Below are 21,855 nucleotides of genomic sequence, written 5' to 3'. Positions count from 1 at the left end.
ATTTTAATAACAATTCTTGTAAAAAAGTTAAACCATCATTTTTTATCAGATTATTAAGCTAATTCTATTTTTAACTAAAATCATAAAATATTTTATATATATATAATTTCTAAAAAAATAACAAATGCTATTAAATTTTATTATTTGTAATATAAGATTGCAACAAATGAAATAATGTCTTATCTGAATAAAAGTAATCATCAATTGAATTAACTGATGCTAACGGCAATAAAGCATTTGTAATAAACACCTCATTTGCATTTTTTAAATGATCAGGACCAACTGTTACTGTCCGTATACAGTATCCTAGTTCTGGTAGCAATCTTAATATTATCTGACGCATAATTCCATTAACACCAGCATAATGTATAGAAGGAGTAAATACTTGATAGTTATACCGCCAAAAAATATTAGAACTACAACATTCTACAACATTGCCATCAGTATCTAAAACTAATGCTTCATCAATTTCCTTGTTTTTACTTATCCAAATAGAAATCATAACTTGTTCTAATCTATTAAGATGCTTGATTCCCGCTAAAAAAGTGTTCCGCGCTAACCGCACAATACTTGTTCTCATACAAATCCCAGAATCAACCCATCGCATGTAATATCTCGGTAATCGACCAATATAAATAATACGTAATGGTTCAATATCATTTTTACATTTATATCCATGTATCCTATTATTAATTCTGCTAATTATTACTTTGATGACATTATATGAACCACTAAAAGAAGCTGCTTGTAACATTTCTTTATATAAAAGATTATAATTGAAATTATCAAACATTAACTTTTTTGCCGAAAAAATTAATCGATCCATATGAAAATCCAAAAACTCTATTTCCCCATTTCGTAATCTAGCAGTCGTGAAAAATCCATCTCCAAAATGTAAAGCACGATTATTTAATGATACTGTTTTTTTTAAAATTCCATTCACCCAATACATTTTTATCTCAATTTATCAGCGATAAATAACATTTGACGTACCTTAATACAATAAATACCACAACAGTTGTTCCTAAACTCTATACAACAATAATAATACAACATTATTTTTTAATACATACCACACAATTTATAACATTCAATCAACGTAATTATGCTTAATATAACATTTATAATTACGAAATTCATGTCTTATTACTCTATGCTTCTAAATACAGAAGTTTTATTCTAATCTAATTATTTATAACCCTTACGATATATCACAGTCCTATAATTAAAAAATTCACATTAATATTAATAATATTATCAATAGTACCAATTTTTTAAATCACTATCTTTTAAGTCTCATATGTTATTAATATAATATGTTATATTACAATCATCTTATTTATAAAAACAAACTATCAATTTACTAAAAATAGTATGTTATTAAAAATTTTATTACATATATAATTAATTCTCACATAAATAAAACTAATGACGCATATAATCCATCCATAGATACATTAATAATAACTATTCTACATTAAATTTAATGCTTCTTATAGTTATCAATATAATTTACTAACAACACTTATGCACTAACGTAAGTAAAATATCATAACTTATAATGAATCATTTTTATTTTGATGACTATTACTAATAAAGTCTACTGCTGCTTGAACAGTTGTAATTTTTTCAGCCTCTTCGTCTGGAATTTCAGTATCAAATTCTTCCTCTAATGCCATAACCAACTCAACAGTGTCAAGAGAATCAGCTCCAAGATCATCAACAAATGAAGCATGATTCACAACTTCTTCTTTTTTAACCCCCAATTGTTCAGCAATAATTGTTTTTACTTTTTCTTCTATAGTATTCATTTTCTTCATGTTCCTATCAAATTGTGCTTATACGATAGTTCTCAAAAAATATAAAAAAACATCGTACCAATCTAGCAATTTAAAAATTATACTGTTTCTCTTAAATCTTTAATAGATACATCACATAACACTAATTATCCCATATACATTCCTCCATTAACATGCATTGTTTGTCCAGTAATATACTCTGAATAATCAGAAGCGAAAAACATCACAGAATAGGCCACATCTTTAGGCTCTCCAAAACGATTAACTGGTATTTTCGACAAAATATCATTTTTCTGTTTATCAGTGAATTTTTTCACCATATCTGTACAAATAAATCCTGGTGATATTAAGTTAACTGTAATACCTCTTGAAGCAACTTCACGAGCTAAAGACTTGGTAAATCCAATTAATCCAGACTTAGCAGCTGAATAATTTACTTGGCCGGCGTTACCCGTAACACCAACTACAGAACCAATGTTAATGATTCTACCATAACGTTTTTTTATCATTGATTTTATTACCAATTTAGACATACGATATACAGCAGTCAAATTTACATCAATAACAGATTGCCATTCATTATCTCTCATATGTAATAAAATATTATCTTGAACGATACCAGCATTATTTACTAAAATATCAACATTTCCAAATTCTTGCTGTATCTTTTTCGAAAAAATATCAATAGAATACTTATCAGTAACATCTAATTTCATCCCTTTTCCCTGACTTCCTAAATATGTATTAATATCTTTAACACCCAACTCACTAGTTGCAGTACCTATTACAGTAGCTCCATATTTTGCAAACATTTCAATAATAACGCGACCAATACCACGGCGAGCACCAGTTACTAAGACAATTTTTTCATTAAAAGTCATCTTACATGTACTCCTATACAAGTATATTAGTTCCAATTAATTTTAATTGCTTCTGACAAAGAAACGGGATCATTTACTGGCAAAATAAACCCATTACTAACAGTACTACGTATTAACCCAGTTAATACTTTTCCCGGGCCCATTTCTAAAAAATTTTCAATTTTTTGATGGATACAATATTGCACAACTTCGCGCCAACGCACTGGAGTATATAATTGTCGGATTAATGCACTACGAATAGCTCTTGGTTCCTGCTCAATACATACATCAGTGCTATTTAACACTGGTATACTAGGGGTATTAATGGTTATTTTTTCTAATTCTTCTCTGAATTTTTTAGCCACTGGTTTCATTAATGCACAATGTGCTGGAACACTAATCGGAAGTGCAAATATATGCTTCGCTCCTGCATTTTTACAAAATAAATTAACACGATCTACTGCTTCTTTATGCCCAGAAATAACTACATGCCCAGGTGCATTAAAACCAGCAATAGAAACAATTTGATCTTGTTGCGCCGATTTGCAACACTCAAAAACAACATCATCATGTAGACCAATAATTACAGACATAGCTCCACATCCATGCGGGACTACTTCTTGCATCAACATACCACGTATCATTACCAATCTAACTCCAGAACGTAGATCCATACCTCCCGAACATACTAAAGCAGAATACTCCCCTAAACTATGACCTGCCATTACTTTTGGGATACAACCTCCTTGTTGTTTCCATATTCTCCAAACAGATACTGAAGCCGTTAGAATAGCTGGTTGTGCTAGATAAGTTTTATTTAGTTCTGTAAAAGGTCCATATTGTACTAATTTCCACATATCATAACCTAAAACCTCTGATACTTCAGAAAAAGTCTCTTCTACTAACGAATAATGTGCTGCCAAAGTTTTTAACATTCCTACCCTTTGACTCGCTTGTCCTGGAAATACTATAGCTAACAATGTATTCATAATATTTCTCTCTTATATTAAAATCGTAATAACGCTGAACCCCAGGTAAACCCAGCTCCAAACGCTTCCAATAACACTAATTGGCCTGATTTAATACGACCATCACGAACAGCTTCATCCAAAGCTAAAGGAACAGAAGCTGCAGATGTATTTCCATGTCTATCAAGCGTAACTACTACTTTTTTCATATCCATATCTAATCGTTTAGCAGTAGCAGAAATAATTCGTAGATTAGCCTGATGAGGCACTAACCAATCTAATTCATCTTGATGTAAATTATTAATATTAAGAGTTTCATCAATAACACGTGCTAAAACAGAAACGGCTATTTTAAATACTTTATTTCCAGACATTGTTAAATAATTAGATATAGTCGGGTTCTTTCTATTATAATTAGGAAGAGTTAGCAAATCCCCATGATACCCATCTGCGTGTAAATGAGTAGAAATAATACCTGGTGTTTTTGAGCGACCAAGTATTACTGCACCTGCTCCATCACCAAATAAAATTAATGTCCCACGATCTCTAGGATCTAAAGTGTGACTTAAAGTATCTGATCCTATAACTAAAGCATAATCCACGCTTCCACCTTTAATATATTGATCTGCTACGCCTAGCGCATAAACAAATCCAGAACAAGCTGCCGACAAATCAAAAGCAATAGTATCTCGTATATGTAAATCACGTTGAATTTGACATGCTGAACTAGGAAATGCATGACTGGAAGAAGTAGTAGCAACAATAATAATACCTACTTTATCAGCATGTATACAAGACATATCTAAGGCTTTTTTAGCAGCAAAATAACCCATTTTAGCCACAGTTTCATCAGAACTAGAAATACGACGTTCTTGAATGCCAGTACGAGCAACAATCCATTCATGCGATGTATCTACCATTTTTTCTAAAACAACGTTAGATCTAATGTGTTGAGGTAAATAACTCCCTGTTCCAAGGATTCTAGTAAACATGTATATTTAATTATTATTTTTTAGATAATACTGTACTTAATCGAGCAGAGATCCTTTCTGGAATTTTTCTTTCTACAGCATGAATTGCCTGTGCAATAGCAGCAGTAAATGCACGTTGATTAGCCGCACCGTGGCTTTTTATTACCGTATTATGCAATCCTATCAAATAAGCACCATTATACCGATCAGGATGAAATTGACTAAATTTATTAAACAGATATTTACTTATCCAAAAATTAATACTTTGCATAAACCAATTCAAATTATTTTCTTTTTCTGATGATTGCAATGTTGACAAAATAACTCTTATAACTCCTTCCATAGTTTTTAAGGTAATATTACCAACAAAACCATCACAAACTAAAACATCTGTCTTTCCTATTAATAAATCATTTGCTTCGATATAACCAACATAATGAATTGATGAAATGGTGTGCAATATCTCTGAAGCATGGCGAATATTATCTAATCCTTTAGTTTCTTCTGATCCAATATTTAATAACGCTACTCTTGGATTACTTACGCCCAAAATTTGTTCTGATAATACCGAACCCATAATTGCAAATTGTACTAACATTGCACCATCACATGAAATATTAGCACCTAAATCTAAAATAACAGTTTTTCCTTGTTTTTGGTGGGGTAATAATGTCGTTAAAGCAGGACGTTCAATCCCATTGATAGACTTAAGAACTAATTTAGATAAACCCATGAGCGCTCCTGTATTACCTGCACTAACGCAAGCTTGAGCATGACCTGACTTAATAAGTTCTAAAGCTACACGCATCGAAGTATCTTTACTTACTCTAATTGCCTGAGCAGGCCTAACATCTCCACCTATTACCAATTTTGCTGGAATAACAGTTAATCTATCAACACATGCAGATCTTGACGCTGATAAAATGGGTAAGATTACATCAGGATTTCCAACAAGCAATAATTCAAGTTTCGGATATAAAGACAACGCTTGTAATGAAGCAGGAACTGTCACAATAGGCCCGAAATCACCACCCATTGCATCTAATGCAAGAACTACATTTTTCGGCTGTATATCATTATTCAAAAATCACTTCTCAACCATTTTTTTTCCGCGATAAAATCCATTAAAAGTAATACAATGGCGTCGATGTACTTCTCCAGATATTCGATCTACTGATATAGTAACTGGACGCAACGCATCATGAGAACGACGCATTCCTCTTGTAGAACGAGTAGATTTATTTTGCTGCACAGCCATATTGTACTCTCCTATTTTATTTTAATATTATTTGTTGTCTAAACGACTAGTATAATATTAATTAAATCGACCAAACAATTAAAATGAATATTTATTTAATTAAATATGACTATTTTTAAAATCAATAAAATTTTTTAATTTTATTCTATGCCAAATCTTCTATTATCAAATAAAACATATTTGATATTTAATCAGTCCACAAATATTAACCTATCTATATTCATTTTTATTCAATCACAATAATTCTATCACTTTTATTTAAATTAAATAAAAGTGATAGAATTATCACATACACATATACTATGCTATACATAAATCATAACTTATTATTATATTATTATAATGATGTATTATTTCTGTCTTAATATTATAACTTACTAGAATTCTTACAAAAATAAGCCATAACTTAGTGCAGCGTCAATACCAAGCTAAGCACTGTTAACTATATTAATACATCACCTGAATAACAAAATTAAATAATATATCTAATAAAACTCAACTGTCTAGATAAACTTCATCCTATATGCAGTATTACATGACTATATCCTGAATATATATGTACATTTTTATTTATAGTAATGTATAATTAAAATCATGAAATACATACATTATTCACAATCCATTCGAATAATCAGTTAATTTTTATTGTTAAGACAAAACCATCCAAACATTCTTTAAATAATACTAGCTCACAAAACAACTGATCACATCATTAATATAAAACCTATTATTTAGTAATATAACATTTGTCCTTTTATAAAAATATGTAATTAATTCAATATTTTTATTAATTATATTTTTTATAATATAAGGAAATAATGCTAAAATTAATTAATAAATAATATACAACACATATTATCTCCCATTACAGGATCAATCACATCAAGATATAAAACAACAAAAATAACAATATTTTCATTTTAATTTATGATATACGTAACTTATTTCATTAAATTAATAATACAAAATTATTAATTATTATTTGTATTTTTTACAATATTTTCTAATGAACAATTAGAATTAGTCATAATTAATTTTCTCAAAAAAAATAAGCAATCATAAAATAGTTGATCCAATGGTGCATATATACAGAAATTTTTTCTCGTACTTGGATGCATAAAACACAACATAGAAGCATGCAAAAATAATCGATTAAATCCAAATTGTTTAAATTGAATATTAGATTTGTAATCACCATATATCCTATCCCCTACAATAGGATGATTTGAATATTTAGTATGTTTCCTAATTTGATGTGTACGTCCGGTAATAGGTTTAATTACCAGCAAAGTTGCTATTCTTTCAAATTGTTCTTTAATTTTAAAATGGGTCGTAGATAATTTTTCCTTTTCTGTACTTTTATAAACAATCTTATTATTAAATAAAATGGTTTTTTTTAACAATGGCTCAGATATTATCTTTACATTTACATCCCATTTTCCATGTACCAAAGCTAAATATTCTTTCTTAATATTTTTTACACGTAACTGTTCATGTAAAAACACCAAAGCAGTGCGTTTTTTAGCTACTAATAATACACCAGAAGTCTCTCGATCCAAACGATGAACTAATTCTAAAAACTGATCCTTAGGGCGTAATGCTCGTAATCCCTCAATTATACCAAACTTAAGCCCACTTCCTCCATGTACAGCAATACCAGTTGGCTTGTTAAGTACTAATAAATAATCATCTTCATAAATTATGACATTCTGTAAGAACGAAATTTCTTTCATATATTTTATATCAAATCTATTTGAATGGATCCTCCTTACTGGAGGAATCCGTAATATATCTCCTATTTTCAATTTATATTGAAAGTTAATCCTTTTTTTATTAATACGTATTGCACCAGTTCGTATAATTCTATAAATCATAGATTTAGGCACTACTTTAAAATAAGTATTCAAAAAATTATCAATCCTTTGACCAGAAAAATTTGAAGAAATTATAATAAAATGCATATGAATATCATGTTCTTTCATAAGAAACCATGGTAATTACGTAATTGTTTGAATATAATAATAAAATAGAAAAAATAACAATTGTAACAAACTAAAATAGACCAAACTAAATAATAAATACATAAAATTAGTATAGTTAAATATTTAAAAATTAGTAATTTTTAAATATTTAACTATACTTTTATATATATATATAAATTATTATTTTAATTTGTTATCGAACATAGCTATTGATTCATATAGTTATAATAAAATTACTTATAAATAACATATTAAAAAATACACATGATAAATATCATCATAAATAATGTTATGTAAATGTAATAATCTATCAATAACTAATATTATAGTTTGCATAAATATATAGTTATTCATAATGCCAAAGACCTTACAGATAAAAATAATTATATATTTAAGTTATCACTGCAAACCTATTGAATATCAAGTTTACAATAATACTGAAAACTATTAGGTATTTAAACTAAAATATCTACATTTCAATATATCAACATTGAGTAAAAATTATAATGAAAAGAATGTTAATTAACGCTACTCAACAAGAAGAGTTACGAGTAGCATTAGTAGATGGACAACGATTATACGACCTAGATATTGAAACAGTAGGTCATGAACAAAAGAAAGCAAATATTTATAAAGGTAAAATTATTCGCATAGAACCTAGTTTAGAAGCAGTATTTGTAGATTATGGATCTGAACGACACGGATTTCTTCCGATAAGAGAAATTACTCGTGAGTATTTTCTTTCTTCATCATCTTCCTATAATAAGTTTAATATTAAAGAAATTTTATACGAAGGACAAGAACTACTTGTACAAGTAGACAAAGAAGAAAGAGGAAATAAAGGTGCTGCACTAACTACTTTTATTAGTTTAGCAGGAAGTTACTTAGTGCTTATGCCAAATAGTCCTAAGTCTGGCGGAATCTCAAGACGCATTGAAGGTAATGATCGTGTAGAATTAAAAGAAACTCTATCTACTTTAGATTTACCTGAAGGAATGAGTTTAATTATTCGAACTGCTGGAGTAGGAAAATCTATTGAAGCATTAGAATGGGATTTAACTTCTCTCTTACAACATTGGGAAACTATTAAAAATACTGCAGCTAATCAATTAGCTCCTTTTTTAATTCATCAAGACAGTAATGTCATCGTACGTGCATTTCGCGATTATTTACGCCCAGATATAGGAGAAATTTTAATTGATAATCCTAAAATCTTAAATTTAGCTAAAGAACACCTAATTTCTTTAGGTCGTTCAGACTTTGCTAAAAAAATAAAATCATATAACGGAGATATTCCTTTATTTAGTCATTATCAAATAGAGTCTCAAATAGAATCAGCATTCCAACGTGAAGTACGGTTATTATCTGGAGGATCCATTGTTATTGATACCACTGAAGCTTTAACAGCAATCGATATTAATTCTTCGCGTTCTACTAAAGGATTAGATATTGAAGATACAGCTTTTAATACTAATTTAGAAGCAACTGATGAAATAGCACGTCAGTTACGTCTTCGTGATGTAGCTGGCTTAATTGTTATAGATTTTATAGATATGACTTCAATTCAACATCAACGAGAAATTGAAAACAACTTAAAAATAGCAGTACATCAAGATCGTGCTCGTATTCAGATAGGGCGTATTTCTAAATTTGGTTTATTAGAATTATCTAGACAACGACTAAGCACATCATTAGGAGAATCAAGTCATTATATTTGTCCGCGTTGTAGTGGCACAGGCAATATTCGTGATAATGAATCTTTATCCTTATCCATTTTACGTTTAATTGAAGAAGAAGCACTAAAAAACAACACCTATGAAGTACACGCTATCGTTCCAGTAGTCATCGCCACGTATTTACTTAATGAAAAACGAAAAGCTATTAGCGATATAGAACAACGACAAAAAGGTGTACGCGCTATTATCGTTCCTTATGAACACATGAAAACTCCAAATTATGAGGTGCGACGTATACGAAAAGGAGAAATAAATAATAAACCAAGTTATTTGTTGGCCACAAACCAAAATAATGAAGCAATTCAATCATCAGGAGAAACAGCCTCTTCAATTTATACTTATAATTCAGAACAATTACAACTAAAAACAGATATCGTTCCAAATTTAACATCTGCTTACAACAACATTTCTCATTATACAAATTATACACTGCAATCTAAATCAAAAAAATCAATTTCATGGTTTAATAACATAGTAAATTACTTTAATAAAATAACTTATTCATATATTAACAATTATAATAATGTAAAACAAAAATTATTAAGAACAATAAAAAAATATATCAGTTGGATATATATTAAAATTATATATAAAAACAAACCATCCCAAAATTTAAATTATAATTATAAATTAAATCAAAATTCTTATTCTACATATATTAATAATAACAACAATAATAAAAAAAATTATAACCACAATATACAAAATAAAATTAACTTAAGTAATAATGAAAAAATAAAAAATTATCTAGATAAAAAAAATGATAACATCATATCTCTATTAAAATTTATTAAAAATACCAACAAGACTAAATTTAATTCTGATTATCCTAATCAAGGATTATTCATTAATAAAATCATAAAAAACATATCTGAACAAAAATATAAAAAAAAGCATAAACAGGATAAGGATATTGAACATAAAAACTTAAAGAAAATAAATGATCTAGAACCTAGTATATGGTTAAAAACACATCAATTTAAATATCCCTTGAATATAATAACAAACGAAGAATCAGCACCTATAAACATAAACCATTACAAAAAATACAACAACACATCACATTCCCATATTTTTGAGAAAAAAACCACGGCTACTGAGTTAAATACTAATCTTATTGAAAACATTAAAACCATTAACAATACCATTATACACTATCCATATGTCAAACATCATGTTATTACGCGCTCTAATAAAATAGATCACCAAGAAGAAAAAAATAACTATGATTATCCACGGTTTATTCGTCGATTACGTCGTTCTTCTCGTCATTTTCGTATAAATCTTAAACAACGCTTACAACAACAACGACAAGCTAAAAATGATCCTAAAAAATACAACAATGTTATTAAATAATGACAAAATAACTTTTGAAAATTAATTTGTATACAATTATCTTGCATATATCTAAATAATATTTAAATCTCAAAAAGATTAATTTTTAATTTTTTATAAAATAAACTTATATGATATACATAAATCAGATAATATTACCACACGTTAACAAAACGATTAATTAACACAAACATTGCTTTTTTGCATAAATATATTTACACAACTAATTTTTATAATTTTGTTAAATAAAATTATATAGATTTCTACCAGACAATGTAGTAATAACAATTTATTTATAAATATTTACTTATACATTTATATATTCATTTGATAAAATTACTCGCATATGAAAAAACTTCCAGTTTTTAATTATTCTTTTTTGCACCCACGATTTTGGTTGATTTGGTTAGGAATAGGAACATTATATATTTTAGTACTACTCCCCTATCCTACAATACACTATCTTGGTACTAGAATTGGTCGTATCACAAAATATTTTATGCTAAATCGCATGCGTATAATTCGCCGAAATTTAGAGCTCTGTTTTCCTAATTTACCAAATCAAGAGCAAAAAGACTTATTCAATAAAAATTGTGAATCAATAGGTATGGGGATATTTGAAACTGGAATGGCTTGGTTTTGGTCAGAACATAGAATTAAACGTTGGTTTAAAATTAATGGACTAAAAAATATAATACAAGCACAACAAAAAAATAAAGGTATACTATTAATTGGAATGCATTTTTTTACCTTAGAATTAGGCGCTCGAATTTTGGGCATAATCAATCCAGGTATTGGTGTCTATCGTCCTAACAATAATCCATTATTAAATTGGTTACAAACCAAGGGGAGATTAAGATCTAATAAAATGATGTTAGATCGTGCTAATATTAAAGGCATGATTAAAGCTTTAAAAAATGGTGAAATTGTTTGGTACGCACCAGATCATGATTATGGATATAAAAACAGTGTATTTGTTCCCCTATTTGCAGTATCAAATGCTGCAAGTACAATCGGAACCTATATACTCACAAAAATAGCTAAACCAGCAATCGTTCCTTTTGTAGCACGTAGGTTACCTAATGTTATTGGATATGAATTATTGATTTTACCAAACAAACAAGATGAAATACCTATAGAAACAAATATTGACATGATCAAATATATTAATAAAGTCGTCGAACAAGTAATCCTATTAGCCCCTGATCAATATATGTGGTTACATCGTAGATTTAAAACCCGCCCACCTGGAGAACCTTCTTTATATTAATTCATAAAATAAAAAGTTATATAAAAATATAAAATTATTTAAATATCAACAGATAATTGCAAAAATCATCATACATGATCAAAACAAAAACAATAAAATAAATATCAAAAATGACGCTCATATTCACTAAAAAATCAATAGTTTCTGTATAATCTCTAAAAATGTTTTAATTTAATTAAAAATAATTTTAAGAATTAATAAATAAGAAATTATTGTTTATATTATTAGCATTTACTATAATTTTGTTACATAACGAAATACGTTATTTATTGTAAATTAATTTCAAAATTTTTTGAAGACTATTAAAAATAAATTTACACAATGCTTATTGTTGTACAATACATATAATTAGAAATGTAAATTTCTACAAGCAGCACAAATACTTATGAATATAAAAGTATATTTTTATAATGTAATATTTATCTTTATAGGATTGAGTCATTATCTTTCCTATGCCACTATTTATACATTACCTGAAAACAATAATAGACTAATTGGAGAAAATATAGAAATTTTTACGCCTAAAAACAATACACACCCTCTCGAATTTTTTTCCGAACAATTTCAAGTAGGAATTAGTAACATGTTGGAGGCTAATCCAGATGTTGACATATATCTGCCAGATTCAGAAAAAAAATTAATAATTCCACATCAATTAATTTTACCAAACACGCCTCATTTAGGTATTGTGATTAATAGCGCTGAAATGCGATTATATTATTATCCTAAAAATAGCAATACTGTCGTTATATTACCAATTGCTATTGGAACAATTAAAAATGCAACACCATATTACTGGATAACTTCAATAAAACATAAAAAAAAACCCAATTTGGATCCCTACCAAAAGTATGCGTGATGAATACATCAAGCGTGGAGAAATCCTGCCTACAATATTTCCAGCAGGACCTAATAACCCAATGGGGCTATATGCTTTGTACTTAGGTAAAAACTATGCAATTCATGGAACTAATAGTAATTTTGGCATTGGACTCAGAGTAACTCGCGGTTGTATTAGATTACGTCCTAAAGATATTGAATTTCTTTTTAAAATTGTACCTGTAGGTACAAGAGTACAATTCATTAATGAACCTATAAAAACTACTGTTGAAGCAAACGGCTTGCAATATCTTGAAATCCATAATCCTTTATCCCATAATAAAGAAAAAAATAATTTAAACACATTAGTGTGTACACATTTAAATAAAAAAATACAATCTATTTTAATTGATGATTCTAATATAGATTATAAAATAGTTAATCAAGCATTAAAAAATCGTTCCGGTATACCAATAAATATTACGCGAAAACTTATCAAAACTAAAAATAAACAACAATCGTAATCATCATATTATGAATATAAATAACATTTAGTATCAAAATATATTAGCAACAACTAATGATTATTTTATCAAGTAAAATTGCTTTAATATTCAAACAATTTTTATTACACACTGTGTTTCTTAAACACTACCCGGGACGAGACTCGAACTCGTACAGCCAAAGCCGAGGGATTTTAAGTCCCTTGTGTCTACCAATTCCACCACCCGGGCGGGCTATTCAAAATAAAAAGCGCGCCTCGGAATTGAACCGAGCTACACGGATTTGCAATCCGCTGCATAACCACTCTGCCAACGCGCCACATCACTCACACAAAACAAACACATATGATTATTAAATCATATTTTAAGTCAATTAATAATATTAATTAATACATTTATGAATCGATAAACTTTATGAAAATTCGGTATTATCATATACTGATAAACCAAATATTTAAATTTCAAAAAATAAATTTTAGATGTAAAAATTACAATTATTAACCATAGTTAGTTATTTTAAATCTCAAAAATCACATTATACAAAATTAACAACTACATAAGTTATGCCACGCATAATATAAATAAGCGCACATGGACCAAAAAGCTAATAACACCGAAATATATAATGCAATAATGCCTGTAATTACTATCCATTCATAAGGACTCCACAGTAATGCGGTCAAGGCTAACATTTGTATACATGTTTTAATTTTACTAATCCAAGACACTTCAATTCCATTACTACTACCAATTCCAGCCACCCATTCACGTAATGCTAATATAATAATTTCACGAATAATTATACTAGAAGCTGGTAATGTAATCCACCATACATGAAAATGCTCAGCTATTAAAATAAGCGCTGCAATTATCATCACTTTATCTGCTACCGGATCTAAAAATTTACCAAAACTAGTAGTTTGTTTCCAACGACGAGCTAGAAATCCATCAAACCAATCTGTGACAGCTGCAACAAAAAATGTAACAGTGCACACCATCGGTGCCCAACTCATGGGTAAATAAAACAGAATTGTAAACAATGGCGCCACAACAACTCGAAATAAAGTAAGATATGTTGGTATATTAATAAAATCCATAATACTTAAAAAAAATAATTAATTTTAATACAATTACAACATTATTAACCTTTAAAACTGGCTATGCATCAGATCAGATACATACAACAATACTTTTATATTTCGAATAGTGTATAATATACTATTACAGTAGTTATTACCATACACATAGTTTCCACTATATTATGTATAAAACACAAATAAATCAAATGATCCTCAAAACACCTAAAAATTAAACATTATACATAATAATCATTATTATAGTTCTAAAAATAATTAATACTCAGAACTAGAATTGTCATTCTAGTATGCTACTATACCATAAAATAGTTGGGTCGTTAGCTCAATATGGCAGAGCAGTTGACTCTTAATCAATTGGTTGTAGGTTCAAATCCTACACGGCCCAATAAAAATATTTAGCACTCTTTGCTTTATACTGCAATGTACACTCGATTAGACGTTATAACCTTTAGTTGTGTAATGTATATGAATATACCTCTATCAGCAATCAATTGCCGTAGCATTATACATCTTTTATCAGGTCTCCTTAAGGCCACTATTCTTATATACTAAAAAGTAATTGAAGTAAACATATCATATGTTTTACATATGATTCTAATACCAATAATATTAGTTCTGCTATACCAATCAATTTATAAAATATTTGTTGAACATAATGATTAATAAAATCTTTCGGAGGAGTAGAGATTCGAACTCTAGAATGTTTTTCACTACCGATTTTCAAGACCGGCGCCTTAAGCCACTCGGCCACTCCTCCCAAAAAATTAAAATAATTAAATTAATTTTATCAACTCTTAATAATACAGCATATATACTTTTAAATAATATATAATGTTATGTGATCAAAATCATTAATCTAATATTTAACTATTGCTAAATATTTTAAAAACAATTCCTATAAACAATAGCATCACATCTAGTTACATGATTTAAAAGTAATATTAAGTATATATTAAACTTAATATATAAGATATATTTAATAATAAAATTACACAAAGTTTATCATTATTAGCATAAGCATGCTAATAATGAATATTTATTCTGTTCATATTTAAATTTAAATATTATCTTGTTTTCTGAGCATTATTATTCAACAATAATAACAGTTAAATAATTTAGGAGAGAATTGTGAAATGCAGTCAAATAAACGCTACATCAACGAACAAGGCTATTTAATACGTATTGAAGATTGGAATGAAGACATTGCGATTTATCTAGCTAAATTAGAAGACATTACACTGAATACCATACATTGGGAAATTATATATTTCGTACGTAAATTCTACATGGAATTTAACGCGTTACCAAAAATCAGAATATTAATTAATGCCATAGCACTTAAATATGGTAAAGAAAAAGGAAATAGCCAATTTCTTGTTAGACTATTTCCAAAAGGATCTGTAGCGCAAAAAATTGCAAAAATTTCAGGACTACCTAAACCTGTTAAATGCTTATAATATATCAAATACTATTTTTAAACTTAAGACCAATTGTTTTATTTAAAAATTTTAATATTTAAATAAAAACCTATTACACTTATTTAAGACTAAATAATAACAATAACTTTCTATTTACATCTAATCTACTTAATAATAATTTACCCTTGATTTTATTATATTGCCCCATATCTATTGTCCCTGATAGATAATATTTTACAGGAGATTATATGATAACTAGTAAATTTGGAATTGGACAACAAGTTCGACATAAGTTGTTAGGATATTTAGGAGTAGTCATAGATATAGATCCAGAATATTCTCTTGAAAAACCAACTTTAGATGAAATTACAAAAAATGACACTTTACGTAAATCTCCGTGGTATCATGTTGTGATGGAAGATGAAAACGGAAAACCTATACACACTTATTTAGCAGAAGTGCAATTAGGATACGAAAATTCCCATATACATCCAGAACAAAGCACTTTAGATGAACTTTCTGCATCCATTCGTTTGCAACTTCAAACACCCAGACTAAGAAATTAAATACTCATACATCATGAAACCCACTATATATAATAAATATTATGATATACAACCATTCTACGCCATGTTAACTTTTCCAGCGACATTTTCATCATACTGCCCTACATAATAGTTTACTATAATCTAATCTAATCTAAATTTTCGTAATATCTTTCCTATCCTATCTATTACTAAGTATTTCATTTAATAAATAACACAATAATTAAGCACAATTAAAATGTACAGCCTAACTAACCATCTCTATAGTTTTACAAACTATAAACCCGTGTATGTTATATATATTAATTACCACCTTAAACATTAAACTTACAGCCATTATATTAAATTTTAGTACATAATGAACGTGTTAAATTATAAATTAATTCTATTATTATCATTATTAATGATATATTTTACAATACTTTATATTTAATATATATATTTTCTACGCATAATATATATCAAATTTAATTATACTTTTCCAAATAAATGATTATATATTTAATAAATAATAATATTTCCAGACTAAAATAAATATAATAGAATTAATTTATAAATATTTATATAACACTCCAGATTTCATCGAACCATAATAACTTAAAATTTTTGTTTTAATAAAAAATTTTTTATTATCTAACAAAACAACTATATATTATAAAATAACTGTTTTTTACCGTAGAGTGTATTCACATTTAATAATTGTTACATTTTATTATCTTTAACATAAGAAGAGATATACATAAAATGAGATATACCATGATTAATAGGCGTGAATCATATACAAAGGAAGATCTATTAGCTTCTAGCAGAGGTGAGCTATTTGGAAAAAATGGACCTACACTGCCAGCTCCCAATATGCTTATGATGGATCGAGTAATAAAAATGACTAAAAATGGAGGAAATTATAATAAAGGATTTATAGAAGCAGAATTAGATATTCAATCAGACATGTGGTTTTTTAATTGTCATTTCATAAAAGACCCAGTTATGCCAGGATGTTTAGGATTAGATGCTATGTGGCAATTAGTGGGGTTCTACCTTGGATGGCTTGGAGGAGAGGGAAAAGGCCGTGCTTTAGGAGTAAAAGAAGTTAAGTTTACTGGTCAAATTTTGCCTACATCTAAAAAAGTTACTTATCTTGTTCATTTCCGAAGAATTATTAACAGAAAACTAACTATGGGTATGGCTGATGGTGAAGTATTATGTGATGGAAAAATAATTTATACCGCAACTGACTTAAAAGTTGGATTATTCAAAAAAAATACAATATTCTGATATACTTATATATAATTTAAAGTATTGAAAATACTTTAAATTATATATATTGATTAAATCAAATACTGTATTAAGTTTTAATAATTATTTATACCGAAGACACAAATATATCTCAAAAAAGTTATATGAACTATATATCGTAATGTCTTCAATCAAAGAGAACATGTATTACTATATGTTTTCAAATTTAAATTAAAAATAACACAAAAGTATTATTAGTTTAAAAAATTTGGAGGATTATAATATGAATGTAGTATCAGTAGCAGATATATTGTGCGGTTATATATCAAAAAATACTGCAGTTACTATACAGGGTTGGATTCGCACCCGGCGTGATTCTAAAGCTAAAATTTCCTTTCTTAATATCTACGATGGTTCTTGCATAGACCCACTACAAATAATTGCGTGCGATAATTTATACAATTATAAAAACGAAATATTACATTTGACTAGTGGTTGCTCAGTTACAATTGATGGAATCGTATCTGAATCCATTGGAACAAAGCAACATATTGAAGTAATTGCAAAAAATATTAAAATACTAGGATGGATTGAAGATCCTAGCACTTACCCAATAACAGCTAAAAACCACACTATGAAGTATCTACGTGAAGTTTCTCATTTAAGACCACGTACCAATATAATTGGAGCTGTTGCACGTATTAGACATACATTATCACAAGCTATCCATAACTTTATGCACCAACAAGGATTTATATGGGTTCCTACCCCCATAATTACTGCATATGATACTGAAGGAAATGGAAAAATGTTCTGCGTTTCTACTTCAAAGAATCAGAAAATTTTACATAATTCACAAGAAAAAACAAATACTTATGACACCCATAATTTCTTTGGTAAAGAAGCTTTTTTAACAGTATCAGGTCAATTAAATGCTGAAGCTTATGCTTGTGCATTATCAAAAGTATATACTTTTGGTCCAACTTTTAGAGCAGAATATTCAAATACCAATCGTCATTTATCTGAATTTTGGATGATAGAACCAGAAGCAGCATTTATGACCTTAGATGATATTATTGTTTTAGCAGAATCTTTACTTAAAAATCTAATCATCATACTCCTTAAAGAACGTTCTGATGATATAAAATATTTTGCCGATAAAATAGATAAAAATATCGTTACCCGATTAGAAAATTTCACTAATATTAAATTTAACTGCATAGAGTATACTGAAGCAATAAAATTGTTAAAAGTATGTAATAAACAATTTAATATTCCAATACATTGGGGAACAGATTTATTCTCTGAGCATGAAAAATATTTATCAGAAGAATATTTTAAATCTCCCGTAATAGTAAAAAATTATCCAAAAAGTATCAAAGCTTTCTACATGCGTTTAAATGATGATAACCAAACTGTAGCATCTATGGATATTTTAGTACCTGGAATTGGAGAAATAATTGGAGGTTCACAAAGAGAAGAAAGGTTATCATCATTAGATCAAAGATTACAAGAAAACAATTTAACACAAGAAAATTATTGGTGGTATCGTGATTTAAGACGATACGGAACAGTACCTCACTCAGGATTCGGATTAGGTTTTGAAAGATTGATGATATATGTTACAGGAATAAAAAATATTAGAGATGTTATTCCTTTCCCTAGAGTGCCAAAGAATATTAATTTTTAATAATACTTATATTGATATGAATTTATATAAATAAAATATATGTTATTACAATATTAATAAAGATAAATAATCTATAACAAATAATAGATATCTAAAACTATAAAATTAATTATATTTTGCATTTAAATTAAAAAATATAATATTAATAGTTGGAAAACAATAATAGGTTTGGTATAAATAGAGAACCCTGCATAATTACAATAAATATGGATGTACGTTATGTTTAAGTCTATTAAAATGGCACCTGCTGATCCAATTCTTGGTTTATCAGAAATTTACGATGCTGACGAACGAAAACACAAAATAAATCTAGGTATAGGCGTATACGTTGACAAAATTAAAAATACTCCTGTTTTAGCTAGCGTTAAACAAGCTGAAGAATGGTTATTAAAACATGAAACCACTAAAAATTATCTTAGCATAGAGGGTATGCATTCTTTTAATACGGCTACTCAGTGTTTATTATTTGGCATAAATGATGATGATAGCTCTATTATTTCAAAAGAACGCATAAGAACCGTTCAAGCACCTGGAGGAACTGGTGCATTACGTATAGCAGCTGAATTTATAGTAAAAAATACTAAATCCAAACGAATATGGATAAGTTCTCCCAGTTGGGTAAATCATAAAAATATTTTTACCGCTGCAGGATTGGAAATATGTACCTATCCTTATTATAATAATACAACTCATTCACTAAATTTTGACGAATTATATTCGAATTTAAAAAATGTTAAACCTAATGATGTGGTATTATTTCATTGTTGTTGCCATAATCCTACAGGAATCGATCCTAATACTGAACAATGGAATATTCTGTCAGAATTATCGGAAAAAAATGGATGGTTACCTTTGTTTGATCTAGCTTATCAGGGATTTTCCCGTGGATTGAAAGAAGACATAACAGGATTATATATTTTCTGTAAAAAAAATCCAGAATTGATAGTATGCAATTCTTATTCAAAAAATTTTGGATTATACAATGAAAGAATAGGAGCATGTACCGTAATAACTAATAATAACGATGATTCAAATCGAGTGTTAAGTCAGTTACGTGTTATCATTCGCGGTAATTACTCTAATCCACCAGCCCATGGTGCATCTATTGTTTCTTTAATATTAAACAACAAAAAATTACGCTCTATATGGGAAGAAGAACTAAAAACCATGCGGGAACATATTAATTATATGCGAAAATTATTTTTTAATACTTTAAAAAATAATAATAAAAATATAGACTTCAGTTTTATTAAAAACCAATGTGGGATGTTTTCTTTTATAGGATTAAATGAAAATCAAGTAATGCAATTACGAGATACATTCGGCGTGTATCTAGTAGGTGCTGGAAGAATTAATTTAGCTGGACTGTCAAATGATAATATTGTTTATGTATGTAGATCTATTATTAAAACTCTAAATAGAAATTTAACCACATCCAAATAAACAAAACCCGTAATTTTAATAAAAATATTTATAAAGATTAAGATCTGTTTATTTACAGACTATATATTATAACTTTTACTATGTAAGAGTATGACTAAATAAATTTAATCATACTATAAAAGCATTATTTACACGCTCGTGCCCAATCGTAGATTGGGCACCATGACCTGGTAAAAAAATAATGTCATCTCCTAACGGGAATAACTTATTTTTAATAGAATTAATTAAAGATACAATGTTTCCTCCTGGTAAATCCGTTCGACCAATATTTTCTTTAAATAACACATCTCCCATAATTATAAATTTCTGTATTTTGTTCCAGTACACTACATGCCCTGGAGAATGTCCAGGACAATGCAATACATGAAAAACTTCATACCCTACTTGTACTATATCCCCATCTTTTAACCAAAAATCAGGAACAACTGACACAGTTTTATTAGGAATATCCACACCCAACATATTGCATTGAACAATTAAACTATCCAACAATATCTGATCAGCTTTGTTTGGTCCTATTATTGGAACATTATAATATTTTTTTAATTCAACTGCGCTACCTACATGATCAATATGACCGTGAGTTAATAAAATTTTAACTATCTTCACATCCAATTTATCCACTTCTGATCGTATTTTATTAGTTTCTCCTCCAGGATCTACCAAAGCTGCTTCATGCGTTATTTCACACCAAATTATCGAACAATTTTGATTAAAAGAAGTAACTGGTACAATATGATATTGCATATTTATATATCCTATTTTATTTACAAATCAGATCTAGCATTAAAAATTGTTCGATAATTTTAATGTTACTTATTAAAAATTTTTTAATTTATACTATATTCTCATGTAAAAACACTATAACCCAAAAATTTTTAAAAAATGGAATAACTTCATATATATAATTTTTTATAAGAATTCA

19 protein-coding genes and 4 tRNA genes are annotated in these 21,855 nt (G+C 28.0%); 10 read left to right on the top strand and 13 right to left on the bottom strand.

The window, feature by feature from the left end; genetic code table 11:
* Positions 1 to 130: 130 nt before the first annotated feature.
* From pabC to rluC, 8 genes are all read right to left on the bottom strand, one after another.
* The gene (gene pabC, locus QMA81_03270; GenBank protein ID WHL25281.1) at positions 131 to 952 is read right to left on the bottom strand and encodes an aminodeoxychorismate lyase; all 822 of its coding nucleotides are present in this window, start codon (positions 950 to 952) and stop codon (positions 131 to 133) included.
* 604 nt (positions 953 to 1,556) lie between these two features.
* Positions 1,557 to 1,811 carry an acyl carrier protein gene (gene acpP, locus QMA81_03265; protein WHL25280.1) on the bottom strand — a complete coding sequence of 85 codons (255 nt, stop codon included), beginning with the start codon at positions 1,809 to 1,811 and terminating at the stop codon, positions 1,557 to 1,559.
* Between the two features lie 134 nt (positions 1,812 to 1,945).
* Positions 1,946 to 2,680: a 3-oxoacyl-ACP reductase FabG gene (gene fabG, locus QMA81_03260; GenBank protein WHL25279.1), complete on the bottom strand. Its 735-nt coding sequence runs from the start codon at positions 2,678 to 2,680 to the stop codon at positions 1,946 to 1,948.
* 26 nt (positions 2,681 to 2,706) lie between these two features.
* On the bottom strand, positions 2,707 to 3,648 hold the full coding sequence (gene fabD, locus QMA81_03255) for an ACP S-malonyltransferase (protein WHL25278.1): 942 nt from the start codon (positions 3,646 to 3,648) through the stop codon (positions 2,707 to 2,709).
* A gap of 17 nt (positions 3,649 to 3,665) precedes the next feature.
* Positions 3,666 to 4,619, bottom strand: a complete 954-nt coding sequence (locus QMA81_03250; GenBank protein WHL25277.1) for a beta-ketoacyl-ACP synthase III — start codon at positions 4,617 to 4,619, stop codon at positions 3,666 to 3,668.
* 13 nt (positions 4,620 to 4,632) lie between these two features.
* A complete protein-coding gene (gene plsX, locus QMA81_03245) occupies positions 4,633 to 5,682 on the bottom strand; it encodes a phosphate acyltransferase PlsX (protein WHL25276.1) in 1,050 nt (349 codons plus the stop codon).
* 3 nt (positions 5,683 to 5,685) lie between these two features.
* Positions 5,686 to 5,856, bottom strand: coding sequence for a 50S ribosomal protein L32 (gene rpmF / locus QMA81_03240; GenBank protein WHL25275.1), 171 nt, complete (start codon positions 5,854 to 5,856; stop codon positions 5,686 to 5,688).
* A 971-nt stretch (positions 5,857 to 6,827) separates the two neighbouring features.
* The gene (rluC, locus tag QMA81_03235; protein ID WHL25274.1) at positions 6,828 to 7,838 is read right to left on the bottom strand and encodes a 23S rRNA pseudouridine(955/2504/2580) synthase RluC; all 1,011 of its coding nucleotides are present in this window, start codon (positions 7,836 to 7,838) and stop codon (positions 6,828 to 6,830) included.
* A gap of 506 nt (positions 7,839 to 8,344) precedes the next feature.
* On the opposite strand from rluC, the gene rne reads away from it, so the two are divergent.
* The 4 genes from rne (at position 8,345) to QMA81_03215 (ending at position 13,522) form a co-directional block, all read left to right on the top strand.
* The gene (gene rne / locus QMA81_03230; protein WHL25273.1) at positions 8,345 to 10,930 is read left to right on the top strand and encodes a ribonuclease E; all 2,586 of its coding nucleotides are present in this window, start codon (positions 8,345 to 8,347) and stop codon (positions 10,928 to 10,930) included.
* Positions 10,931 to 11,255: 325 nt separating this feature from the next.
* Positions 11,256 to 12,179 (top strand): LpxL/LpxP family Kdo(2)-lipid IV(A) lauroyl/palmitoleoyl acyltransferase, encoded by a 924-nt coding sequence (lpxL, locus tag QMA81_03225; GenBank protein WHL25272.1) that lies wholly within the window; start codon positions 11,256 to 11,258, stop codon positions 12,177 to 12,179.
* A 385-nt stretch (positions 12,180 to 12,564) separates the two neighbouring features.
* Complete coding sequence (locus QMA81_03220; GenBank protein ID WHL25271.1) at positions 12,565 to 13,038, top strand: hypothetical protein; 474 nt, start codon at positions 12,565 to 12,567, stop codon at positions 13,036 to 13,038.
* Positions 13,031 to 13,522: a L,D-transpeptidase family protein gene (locus QMA81_03215; protein WHL25270.1), complete on the top strand. Its 492-nt coding sequence runs from the start codon at positions 13,031 to 13,033 to the stop codon at positions 13,520 to 13,522. The genes QMA81_03220 and QMA81_03215 overlap by 8 nt, the downstream gene beginning before the upstream one ends.
* Before the next feature lie 128 nt (positions 13,523 to 13,650).
* Here QMA81_03215 and QMA81_03210 read toward each other — a convergent pair.
* The 3 genes from QMA81_03210 to pgsA all read right to left on the bottom strand — a co-directional run bounded on the left by QMA81_03210 (position 13,651) and on the right by pgsA (position 14,598).
* Positions 13,651 to 13,732, bottom strand: a tRNA-Leu gene (locus tag QMA81_03210).
* Positions 13,733 to 13,749: 17 nt separating this feature from the next.
* A tRNA-Cys gene (locus tag QMA81_03205) sits at positions 13,750 to 13,820 on the bottom strand.
* A gap of 226 nt (positions 13,821 to 14,046) precedes the next feature.
* A complete protein-coding gene (gene pgsA, locus QMA81_03200; protein WHL25269.1) occupies positions 14,047 to 14,598 on the bottom strand; it encodes a CDP-diacylglycerol--glycerol-3-phosphate 3-phosphatidyltransferase in 552 nt (183 codons plus the stop codon).
* Between the two features lie 311 nt (positions 14,599 to 14,909).
* On the opposite strand from pgsA, the gene QMA81_03195 reads away from it, so the two are divergent.
* A tRNA-Lys gene (locus QMA81_03195) sits at positions 14,910 to 14,983 on the top strand.
* Between the two features lie 288 nt (positions 14,984 to 15,271).
* Here QMA81_03195 and QMA81_03190 read toward each other — a convergent pair.
* Positions 15,272 to 15,355, bottom strand: a tRNA-Ser gene (locus QMA81_03190).
* A gap of 376 nt (positions 15,356 to 15,731) precedes the next feature.
* On the opposite strand from QMA81_03190, the gene QMA81_03185 reads away from it, so the two are divergent.
* From QMA81_03185 to QMA81_03165, 5 genes are all read left to right on the top strand, one after another.
* Complete coding sequence (locus QMA81_03185; GenBank protein WHL25268.1) at positions 15,732 to 16,055, top strand: TusE/DsrC/DsvC family sulfur relay protein; 324 nt, start codon at positions 15,732 to 15,734, stop codon at positions 16,053 to 16,055.
* 209 nt (positions 16,056 to 16,264) lie between these two features.
* Complete coding sequence (gene hspQ, locus QMA81_03180) at positions 16,265 to 16,582, top strand: heat shock protein HspQ (protein WHL25267.1); 318 nt, start codon at positions 16,265 to 16,267, stop codon at positions 16,580 to 16,582.
* A 735-nt stretch (positions 16,583 to 17,317) separates the two neighbouring features.
* The gene (gene fabA / locus QMA81_03175) at positions 17,318 to 17,836 is read left to right on the top strand and encodes a bifunctional 3-hydroxydecanoyl-ACP dehydratase/trans-2-decenoyl-ACP isomerase (GenBank protein ID WHL25266.1); all 519 of its coding nucleotides are present in this window, start codon (positions 17,318 to 17,320) and stop codon (positions 17,834 to 17,836) included.
* 244 nt (positions 17,837 to 18,080) lie between these two features.
* Entirely contained in the window at positions 18,081 to 19,487 is a 1,407-nt protein-coding gene (gene asnS, locus QMA81_03170; protein WHL25265.1) for an asparagine--tRNA ligase, read from the top strand.
* A 219-nt stretch (positions 19,488 to 19,706) separates the two neighbouring features.
* Positions 19,707 to 20,930, top strand: coding sequence for an amino acid aminotransferase (locus QMA81_03165; protein ID WHL25264.1), 1,224 nt, complete (start codon positions 19,707 to 19,709; stop codon positions 20,928 to 20,930).
* A 108-nt stretch (positions 20,931 to 21,038) separates the two neighbouring features.
* Here the strand turns inward: QMA81_03165 and QMA81_03160 are convergent, their stop codons facing one another.
* Positions 21,039 to 21,677, bottom strand: a complete 639-nt coding sequence (locus QMA81_03160) for an MBL fold metallo-hydrolase (GenBank protein WHL25263.1) — start codon at positions 21,675 to 21,677, stop codon at positions 21,039 to 21,041.
* Positions 21,678 to 21,855 lie beyond the last annotated feature (178 nt).

This window comes from Candidatus Blochmannia vicinus, from assembly GCA_030020825.1.
In the GTDB taxonomy this organism is placed as follows: domain Bacteria; phylum Pseudomonadota; class Gammaproteobacteria; order Enterobacterales; family Enterobacteriaceae; genus Blochmanniella; species Blochmanniella vicinus_A.
Note: the sequence above shows the minus strand (reverse complement) of the source record. Positions and strands in the feature narration are given on the sequence as shown.